The 3,073-nt window shown below is 61.3% G+C and carries 3 protein-coding genes and 1 pseudogene; 3 read left to right on the top strand and 1 reads right to left on the bottom strand.

Annotation, left to right across the window (positions count from 1 at the left end):
- The 3 genes and pseudogenes from COGEMETH_RS25670 to COGEMETH_RS20800 all read left to right on the top strand — a co-directional run.
- Nucleotides 1-305: pseudogene (locus COGEMETH_RS25670) on the top strand (calcium-binding protein); the annotation flags it as partial.
- A gap of 247 nt (nucleotides 306-552) precedes the next feature.
- Nucleotides 553-1,062, top strand: coding sequence for a Ros/MucR family transcriptional regulator (locus COGEMETH_RS20805; protein WP_238184509.1), 510 nt, complete (start codon nucleotides 553-555; stop codon nucleotides 1,060-1,062).
- 276 nt (nucleotides 1,063-1,338) lie between these two features.
- Nucleotides 1,339-1,977, top strand: a complete 639-nt coding sequence (locus COGEMETH_RS20800; protein WP_373875408.1) for a tyrosine-type recombinase/integrase — start codon at nucleotides 1,339-1,341, stop codon at nucleotides 1,975-1,977.
- Nucleotides 1,978-2,582: 605 nt separating this feature from the next.
- Here COGEMETH_RS20800 and COGEMETH_RS20795 read toward each other — a convergent pair.
- The gene (locus tag COGEMETH_RS20795) at nucleotides 2,583-2,816 is read right to left on the bottom strand and encodes a hypothetical protein (RefSeq protein ID WP_238184508.1); all 234 of its coding nucleotides are present in this window, start codon (nucleotides 2,814-2,816) and stop codon (nucleotides 2,583-2,585) included.
- Nucleotides 2,817-3,073: the final 257 nt, after the last annotated feature.

Raw genomic sequence — 3,073 nt, 5'->3', positions numbered from 1 at the left:
GCCAGGGCAACGACGTCCTCTCCGGGGATCTAGGCGACGACGTGCTGTTCGGGGACCTGGGCGACGACGTGCTCACGGGCGGCCAGGGCGCCGACCGCTACGTCTTCAACCCGGCCTCGGGCCACGACGTGATCCTGGGCTTCGCGCAAGGGGAAGGCGACCGCATCGACCTGCGCGGCCAGACCTACAGCTTCGGCACGGCCGCCGATGGCTCCGGCAGCGCGCTGCTGGTGCTCTCAGGCGGCGGCACCATCGAACTCGCCGGCATCACGCAGGGGCAGGTCAACGCGAGCTTCTTCGCCTGAGCGGCGCCGCCTGAACTGAGGAGCCCCGCCTTCGATCCGAGGGCGGGGCACCATGCTGGCGGCCCCGTGGCTACTGGCATTCGGCCTGATGGGTCTGTGACGGGGGTTCAAAGCACGTCGTTGATGCACACCCAACTAACCAAGCGACAGACAACCAGACTTACTTTTCCATATGTTCTCTATCGGACTTGACGATCCACGCGCTTTGGATTGTTCGTTCCCCTCCCCAGTTTGGAGGAGACTAAAAGTGGACGACGTCAAATCGGTAGCACAGGCAGACCATATCGAACTCGCCGCCGAGATTGTCTCGGCCTACGTGTCAAACAATCCAATTCCAGCGACCGAGCTTTCGGCGCTGATCGCTGGCGTCCATACGGCGCTGACTGGCCTCACAAGCAAGGGCGCTAAGGTTGATGCAAGGCCTGAGAAGGCGACGCCGGCTCAGATCAAGAAGTCGATCACGCCCGAGCTCCTCATCAGCTTCGAGGACGGCAAGCCCTACCAGACCCTACGGCGCCACTTGACCATGCGCAGCCTGACGCCCGAAGCCTACCGGGAGAAGTGGGGCCTCCCCCGCGAGTACCCGATGACCTCACCGAACTATTCGGCGAAGCGCTCCGAATTGGCCCGCAGCCTCGGCTTGGGGCAGCAGCGCCGCAAGGCTGCCCCGAAGACCGCCGTACCATCTGAGACAGTTGCCAAGACGCCTAAGAAGGGTCGGTCTCATAAGGAGCCAGTAGCGGCCTCGGCCGAATGAGCACGACTTTGCGGGGTGCCAGAGACCCAATGCGAAGCTAATCTCGGCCGGTCGGGTGCTCTCCCCGGCCGTCCGCGCTCCTCACGATCCTCGTTGAGTTCGCCTCCTCCCGGCTCCGGCGTTGCGTCGGCGGGCGCGGCGAGCCGGAACACATGACGCAATTACGAGCGCGAAGCGCACCGCTTCCTGGCTCATGTCTGCAAGCCGCTCGGCTCGGTGCCGATGGGTGAGTTTTAGGACTACATCGCCAGGCTGCCGGGCTCGTCGGCAACGGTGGTGCTCGCGGCCTCGGCGCTCAGAAGGCTGTCCACCTTCGCTCAGGAATTCGGGTTCCTGCGGTTCAACATCGGCGCCGCGGTACGCGTGCCACCGATCAAGAACACGTTGGCCGAGCGTATCATGAGCGAGGTCGATGCGCTGCTGATGATCCGGCAGGAGCCGGCGCTGCAAAACCGCGTGCTGCTCACGGTGCTGTACGGTGGCGGCCTGCGGATTTCAGAGGTCTGTGGCGTCCGGTGGCCTGATCTCACCAACCTTGACGAGGCCGGGCAGGCGACGGTGTTCGGCAAGGGCGGCAAGACGCGTGTGGTGCTGCTCTCACCCGCGACTTGGAAGGTGCTGACCGCCTTGCGCGGCGAAGCGACGGCTGACGCACCGGTATTCCGGTCGCGGAAGAGCGGGGCGCTCGACCCAAGTGCGGTCCACCGGATCGTTAAGGCAGCTGCGGCGCGTGCCGGCCTTCAGACCGCGGTATCTGCACACTGGCTCCGGCATGCCCATGCCTCTCACAGCCTCGACCGCGGGGCGCCGATCCATCTGGTGCAGGCGACGCTCGGGCACGCCTCGGTGGCGACGACAGGGCGGTATCTCCACGCTAGGCCGTCCGAGAGCAGCGCACGGTTCCTGGGGGTATGAGGCGCGGCGTCGATCTCGCACGCATCATGGACCAGAGTCGGCACCGCGATCCGAGGACGGTGCTCGGCGACGTCCGCCGAGCGAACGCCTTCAAGGAACACTCACGGAACGGGTTCTTGTAAGCCCTCTGTCTGATGTCGGCGACACCCTGGCCCGGCATGGTGGCAACGATAGGCCAGTATCTTCGCGCGCGCGTGCGAGAGCAGTGCGCAGCTCCGCAGAATGTGAAGCAACCCCCCATGCATGGGTCTCGCGCTGCATTGTTTATAGATCTCAACACGTAACAATACTTAAGTAATAGACAACGACATAAAACGATGAAAAATTATTAAAATACTCATTATGGACCGACGATGTCCCAATCTGTCGAACAACGAGCTGAGAACGAGCATAAATGGCCAGATTTCGTTTTGGGATTTTTTATGATCGTATTTGTTATCATTGGCTTGATATTTGTTTTTATATATTTAATTGTTGAAGCATTCTATATGGCAGTTAGGGGCCAGAACGAGCCGTGAAACGGCGTCTAGCCGCAATGTTCAGTCTTACCTCGCATCGTATACGCGACTTTGCTGCCCGGTTTCTATCCAAGGTGCAGCAGAGTGTCAGAACGAGCAGTCCTGTTTCGTGATCCTGTGCACTTCCTGCCCCTGCCAGTCGATCCGGTAGTTCAATGCCTTCATGGCGACGTCCAGCAGCGCCTTCCAATCATCTTCGTAATCAGTGGCACGCTCTTGGAGCGTCTGATGAACCTGCGCGATCACCTGATGTTCCGGCGTTTCATGCCTAACCCAGTAGGCGTCCAGCGCGTTCATGGCTTGGTTAGCTGTCTCGATCACCGTGACGCTCCACTGAAACCTGTTGTGTTTGCCCACTACCATGGCCGGTGAGAGAAAGCGCACGGCCTTCCTCGAGTAGCGTACGGTTCCTCGGAGTTTAGAACGATGCCTATCGGCGCAATCAGCCTGGAAGCCAGCCTGTGGGCCGCGAGGATCGTCGAGAACTATGCGCCGCAGGCGCAACCGGCAATGGGCACGAGGCTCGCGCCATCCTGACGGAGCACCTGGAGCAGCGCTTAGACCCCGTTTCATAACGG

This window comes from Methylobacterium trifolii (genome assembly GCF_022179685.1).
Taxonomy (GTDB): domain Bacteria; phylum Pseudomonadota; class Alphaproteobacteria; order Rhizobiales; family Beijerinckiaceae; genus Methylobacterium; species Methylobacterium trifolii.
This window is presented reverse-complemented; position numbering and strand designations above follow the sequence as displayed.